Below are 5,466 nucleotides of genomic sequence, written 5' to 3'. Positions count from 1 at the left end.
TCGGCAGTTGCCTGATCGTCTTCGTGATCGGCCGCATTGCCGCACGGCGGATCTTCAAGTTGGACGGCGTTTCGGGTTCGGTATTCGCTCTGGGCGGCATTTTCTCCAATAACGTCATGCTTGGCCTGCCGATCGCCACGGTGATGCTTGGCGAGGAAGCCATCCCGTCGGTGGCCTTGGTGCTGGTATTCAATGGCCTGATTCTGTGGACGCTGGTGACCATCTCCATCGAATGGGCGCGTAATGGCTCCCCCACGTTGCAAGGTTTTATCAAAACGGCGCGCAGCGTGCTGACCAACCCGCTGATTATCGGCATCCTGTCTGGCACGTTGTTTAGCCTGACCGGCTTGCCGCTGCCGGTGTTTGTCGATCAACCGGTCAGCATGCTGGGCCAGGTGGCGGCTCCACTGTCGCTGGTGGTGCTCGGCATGGGGCTGGCGGAATACCGCATCAGCGAAGGCTGGCAACTGAGCAGTGCCATCTGCTTCCTCAAGCTGATCGTCCAGCCGATGGTGGTCTGGCTGCTGGCTTGGTCAATGGATTTACCCCCGATGGAGACCCGTGTGGTGGTACTGCTGGGGTCAATGGCCGTGGGGGTAAACGTCTACCTGATGTCACGCCAATTTAACGTGCTGACTGGCCCAGCCGCTACCAGCCTGGTGATGTCCACCGCGTTGGCGGCAATCACTACCCCGTTAATCCTCACTATTATGGGGGTAAGGGTGTAGCCGGGAGCGGTGCCTGCGGTATTACCGGAGCAGTCTGGTTAAAGGGATTAACCGGCTGATTGCCGTTTTGCAGCATCTTGCCCTGGGTCATCTGCGGCTGCATCGGGTTGTTATTGCCGTTGTAGGGCAGCATTTTGGGCTGGTTGTTGGCCTTGAGTGGATAACCTTGCTGCTGGCGCTGCTCCATCTGCTGGTTGTTCAGCATACGCTGTTGCTGCCCCTGCTGGTCGCGCTGGCTAAGAAACTGCTGTTGCTGGCTGAGCGTAGTGACGCCGTTTTCTGCTGCAGCCAGACAAGGCAGCCACAGCAGGGTGGCGATAATAAGATAATGTTTCATGTTCTATCTCCGTTTGTCCCTGAGTATTAAGCCTAACGTACTCAGAAAAAATTGCCCGTTAGTTTATTTTGCAATCAGACGTAAACCTCCTTTCCGCCACATTGTTGTTCTGCTTCCGTTACAATCGCCTTTTCGGATCTTTTAGGGGGAACTTGTCGTGCTGCTTCTGGTTATTACCACCATTTTATGGGCATTTTCTTTTAGCCTGATCGGCGAATACCTGGCAGGCAATGTCGACAGCTGGTTCTCGGTGTTGATGCGCGTTGGGCTGGCGGCGCTGGTGTTTCTGCCATTCCTGCGCTGGCGCAACATCAAACTGAAAGTGATCCTGTTGTATATGCTGGTGGGCGCGTTCCAGCTTGGCATTATGTATCTGATCAGCTTCCGTGCCTTTATCTATCTGACCGTGTCGGAGTTCCTGCTGTTTACGGTGCTGACGCCGCTGTATATCACACTGATTTACGATCTGATCAGTGGCCGTCGCCTGCGTTGGGGCTATCTGTTCAGCGCGTTGCTGGCCGTACTGGGGGCGGCGATTATCCGCTACCACCAACTGAGCGATCACTTCTGGTGGGGGCTGCTGTTGGTGCAGGCGGCGAATATCAGTTTCGCCATTGGCATGGTAGGTTACAAACGCCTGATGGAAGTGCATCCGCTGCCGCAGCATACCGCATTTTCCTGGTTCTATCTGGGGGCGGCGGCGGTAGCGGTGGTCGCCTGGTTCCTGTGGGGGAATCCGAACCAACTGCCAACCACCAACCTGCAATGGGGCATTTTGGTCTGGCTGGGCGTGGTGGCTTCCGGGCTGGGCTACTTTATGTGGAATTACGGGGCAACGCAGGTGGACGCTGGAACGCTGGGTATCATGAATAACATGCATGTGCCTGCGGGCCTGTTGGTTAATTTTGCTGTTTGGCATCAGCAGCCGCACTGGGCCAGCTTTATTATCGGTGGCTCGGTGATTGTCGCTTCGTTATGGGTCCATCGCCGCTGGGTTGCGCCGAAAGGCACCCATTAACGCAGGATGTCTTATCGTAGGGGGCGCTGCATGCAGCGCCCCTTGTGAGTTTTATGACTACCTTCTTCCCCCCATGCCCCCATGGAAACGCGGTTCATAGTTACTGCGGTCGAACTGATGATGCTGTTCCGGCGCTCTTTGTTGCAACCGTTGCTGTACCTGCTGATGCTGTTGCTGATTAATGCGTGGTTGTGCCTGCTGGGCAGGGGTTCTTTGTTGTAACCGTTGCTGCACCTTCTGGTTCTGTTCTTGACTCAGGCGCGGTTGCGTTTGTAAAGTTTGCGCCCGCTCGGTCTGACGTTCATCGCCGCGTTGGCGGGCCTGCTGGGCGCTGCTGACCTCTGCCGGAGGCTGGCTTTTAACAAACTTGCCGCTGGCGTTCATCTGTTGCCAACTGCCGTTGTTGTATTGATAGATATTGCCATCGCGCCCGGCGTAGACGTGATCGGGGCCGTTAACCACGCCACCGTGCGTCACCTGGCCGGTTTCCTTGTTGTAATGCACGTAACCAGAGCCTTGCGCCACGCCATTTTTCCCAGCGGTGGTAAAGCTGCCTGCCTTACCTGCCCCTTGCGGCGTGGTGCCACTGATGCTTTGGCTGCGGGTTACGCGCCCGGTCTTGGTATTCACGCTGTTGCGTTCTCCCCCGGCGATGCCGTTGCCGGTATTCGGGTTATAAGCCCCGGCACCGTTGGCAGCTACCGCACGGCCAGTCTGTGGATTGAAGCGTACGCCGCCCGCACCGCCGTGGGTGATGCTGTTATTGCCGTTGGTATCGCGCCAGGCGTAACCGGCTCCGCGGCCGCCGGTGGCATTATTGTAAAAACTGCCGCGTACGTTGCTGCCATAATGGCCGTTCCACGGATTGCTCCAGTCAGTGCGCACGCCTTGCGCCACGGTGTTTCCCCAGTGGTTATAGACGTTATACACCGACACACCGCCACCCCAGTAGCCAGGATGATAGGGCGGGTAGTAACCGTACCAAGGGCCCCACCAAGGCTGGCTCCAGGCACTGCCCCAGATCCAGCCGCTGATAAAGCCAAAGCTCCAACCGATCGCCGGGTCCCAGGCAAAGCTGCTGCCGTAACCGTAGGTCGCCGGGCAGCTGTACCAGACGTTGCCAACCCAGGCATTGCAAGGATATCCGGTGCCATACACCACCACGCCATTGCTGGCCACGGTGCCGTAATAGCCCGGCGTATAACCGACGTATACTTCCTCGTTGGTGCTGCCGTAGACGCGAACATAGGTCACGTAATGCAAAGGAGAATTGGCTGGAATAGTGTAGATCACCGCCGGGACGTTGGTGGCAACCGCCCACGGGCCTTGCGGTGCGGTGGCTGCAAACCATACGCCGTTTTTCACCGCGAAGAAGCTTTTGCCGTCTACCTTGATCACCGGCACATCGGTATTCCAGGCATATTGCAGAGGCGTACCGTCGATCGGCCTGAATTTGGCGCTGCCGCCATCATAACGAACCTGTAGCGCCGCTTTGCTGCGTGACACTTTGGCGGTCTGTGGTACCGAGTTGGCGATCAGCGCCTCGCGAGCTTCAGGCGTACCAGGGATCGAGGCCAGCACCGCGCTTTTTGGGCTGTCGGACGGGATATTGCTAAAGTCTGCGGGCAGAGCGCTACCGGCAACATACTGCCATGGGCCGTTGGTGGAATCTGCACGGAACCAGCGGCCGGACACCAGCACATACCACCTGTTATTTTGCTGGGCATCAATAAACACATCCGAAGGCGTATTGGCCACGTAAGACAGCTGGGTGCCGTCAATCGGCATAAACTGTGGATCGCCGTCGATCTGGATCAGCTCTGCTGGCTCAGTGGAGACCGTGATCTCCGCTGGTTTGGTGACCGATGTTTTTTCCTGGGGCCCGGTTGTGACCAGCTTACTTTTCACTGCGGCCTGCATGGCCTGGGTCAGCTCTACCGGCACCGTGAGTTTTTGCGCCCATGGCCCGCCCAGGTTTGGTGCGGTATACCATTGATTGGCAAAGTAGATATACAGCGTGCCGTCTTTTTTCAGCAGCAATGAGCGGGTATTGATGGCGCGTTCCACACCTGATTGCCCGCTAGCCTGCCAGGCGGGTTGCCCATCAAGTAACACCAGCGCGGCGGGTTGGAAAGCGAACAGGATTTTTGGCGGTGCGTTGTTTACCTTCACGCCCTGCTGTGGGACCTGATCCTGAATGGCCAGATCGGACTCCAACTGGTCAAGGCTGACCAAGAGCGTTTTGGCAGGAAGTTGGCGTAATAATGCTAAATAATGGTCTTGATTGGCGCTATCTGTCGGGAAGTTCAGCTTTTCAACGTTGATATTGTCCAGCGTAACCTGCCGTTGTTCTTTGTCGGTACTGGTACGGGCGCTGAACCAGGCGACGCCGTAGCTGATTTTGTCCTGTTTGTTGCCTTTGGCATCGGTCAGGGTGCCGGTTTTCACCGCCACCACCATGCGGCCTTTCAGCAGGTTATCTTGCCAACTGTCGAGCTGCGGCTGGTGCAACGCCATGGAGGTGCCGGAAAGGATCACGCTGTGGGGCCAGGGAGCAACCGCTTCGGCCGCCCATAGCGTTGTGCTGGCTAACAGCGCCAGGAGAAGGAACCATTGATAACAACCACGCAGTGTTCGCATAAGCGCCTCGGAAAAGCCGATAATTTCTGTGGGGGAATTGTTCCCGATGAAATTACTGTAACTGCTTTTGCCGAATTTGCCTGGTGCAGAGTGTGTGTAAAATTGGACTCCTTGTCCGGCAATCAGTTAACTCAAGGAGGTTAAGGACTTGGCCCCGGCAATATTGGCGCTGGGCCTGGCGGCATCACGCACAAACGGCAGGTGATCGCAGGCGTGCTGACGTGCCGAGCGGATAAAGGCTTCGGTGACCGTTTGGCGCTGCTCGCCGTCGCGGGTGGCGGCATATAACCGGCTCCACAGGCCATCCCCGAGCGTTTTGGTGACCACCAGCCCCTGGCGCTCAAAACTCTCCACCACCCAGTGCGGTAACGCGGCGATCCCCATCCGGGCTGACACCATCTGAATCAATAACAGCGTGTTATCGACGTTTTTCAGCGCCGGGCTGACGCCTGCCGGTTGCAGGAAATGGCGCCAGATATCCAGCCGTTGGCGCTGTACCGGGTAGATCATCAGCACTTCATCACTCAGGTCTGCCGGTTCAATGTGCGGCTTATTGGCCAACGGGTGATCGGGTGCCAGGATCAGCCGGACTTCAAAGTCGAACATCGGCGAATAATGCAGCCCGCTGCGCGGCAGGATGTCCGAGGTCAGCACCAGATCCAGTTCCCCTTGCTGCAAGGCCGGTTGCGGATCGAACGTCACGCCGGATTTGAAATCCATCACCACCTGCGGGAAATAGGAGC

General features: G+C 57.2%; 5 protein-coding genes. 2 read left to right on the top strand and 3 right to left on the bottom strand.

All coding sequences use genetic code 11. The annotated features are described in order from the left end of the window. Positions 1-728, top strand: a 728-nt coding sequence (locus ACLQ7H_RS27015; RefSeq protein WP_411755333.1) for an AEC family transporter, incomplete at its 5' end; no start/stop codon positions are given. On the opposite strand, the gene ACLQ7H_RS27010 is transcribed toward ACLQ7H_RS27015, so the two are convergent. After that, complete coding sequence (locus ACLQ7H_RS27010; RefSeq protein ID WP_411755332.1) at positions 709-1,065, bottom strand: hypothetical protein; 357 nt, start codon at positions 1,063-1,065, stop codon at positions 709-711. The two genes, ACLQ7H_RS27015 and ACLQ7H_RS27010, sit on opposite strands and share 20 nt — an antisense overlap. 157 nt (positions 1,066-1,222) lie before the next feature. Between ACLQ7H_RS27010 and ACLQ7H_RS27005 the strand changes: the two genes are divergently transcribed. Next, a complete protein-coding gene (locus tag ACLQ7H_RS27005; RefSeq protein ID WP_024484623.1) occupies positions 1,223-2,083 on the top strand; it encodes a carboxylate/amino acid/amine transporter in 861 nt (286 codons plus the stop codon). Between the two features lie 57 nt (positions 2,084-2,140). Here ACLQ7H_RS27005 and ACLQ7H_RS27000 read toward each other — a convergent pair whose 3' ends face one another. Together ACLQ7H_RS27000 and metR are read right to left on the bottom strand one after the other, a co-directional pair. After that, on the bottom strand, positions 2,141-4,723 hold the full coding sequence (locus ACLQ7H_RS27000; RefSeq protein WP_411755331.1) for a hypothetical protein: 2,583 nt from the start codon (positions 4,721-4,723) through the stop codon (positions 2,141-2,143). Between the two features lie 126 nt (positions 4,724-4,849). Beyond that, the coding region (metR, locus tag ACLQ7H_RS26995; protein ID WP_411755330.1) for an HTH-type transcriptional regulator MetR at positions 4,850-5,466 on the bottom strand (617 nt) is incomplete at its 5' end.

The sequence above is a fragment of the Serratia sp. (in: enterobacteria) genome, from assembly GCF_046715635.1.
In the GTDB taxonomy this organism is placed as follows: Bacteria; Pseudomonadota; Gammaproteobacteria; order Enterobacterales; family Enterobacteriaceae; genus Chania.
Note: the sequence above shows the minus strand (reverse complement) of the source record. Positions and strands in the feature narration are given on the sequence as shown.